This window comes from Kocuria oxytropis (genome assembly GCF_040981195.1).
GTDB classification, from domain to species: Bacteria; Actinomycetota; Actinomycetes; order Actinomycetales; family Micrococcaceae; genus Kocuria; species Kocuria oxytropis.
Map to the genome: position 1 here is coordinate 1 of NZ_JAVFXA010000079.1, position 615 is coordinate 615.

General features: G+C 42.1%; 1 protein-coding gene. It reads right to left on the reverse strand.

Annotation, left to right across the window (positions count from 1 at the left end; all coding sequences use genetic code 11):
• Window positions 1–127 precede the first annotated feature (127 nt).
• Window positions 128–615: hypothetical protein (locus tag QYM41_RS17655; protein WP_368801075.1), on the reverse strand; the 488-nt coding region annotated here is incomplete at its 5' end.

The window sequence follows — 615 nt, forward strand, 5'->3', positions numbered from 1 at the left end:
GTAGGTCGTTATATTTTTACATTCGCAATGTTCGGTTAAGCATGTTACTCGTGAATCGTTTTTTCGTTTGAATCTTATTTCTTACTGCCATTCTGTAAACCTCCTGAATTCATAATTTTCAAAGCCATTATAGCACAACTTTCCTGCATACGCGCAAATAGTTCTCGATCGCGTTTCCCACGCTGTTGTCCTGATAAAAAACCTTGTCATTCTTGAAGAATTCCCCGATCTTCCTGCCGATCCGTCCGTGTGACGCGAACACGTTTCTGTGTCGGTTAGGTAGCGCTGACGGTTCTAGCGAGAAAATCAAGTCCTTTTCAGGGTTCTGAATCGGCGTTGTTTTCAGGTGAATGAACGTGAAATAATTTAAACCTACTTGCACGATCTCACACTGATAAATAGCCTCGTTGAATTCTATAAAGTAAATGAACTGAATATTCTTAGGTTTCCACTTCATAGGCGCGTGAGGGAAAATAGAGAGTTCCCACGATCCGCCCGCGATCATATTCAACTTAGGGTTATCAAAGGCGAATAAGTGACTGTTCGGTTTCGATTCGGAATTATCCGCGCAATACTCACAAGCGAGTTTTAACGGACTATCACCGTATCGGTACA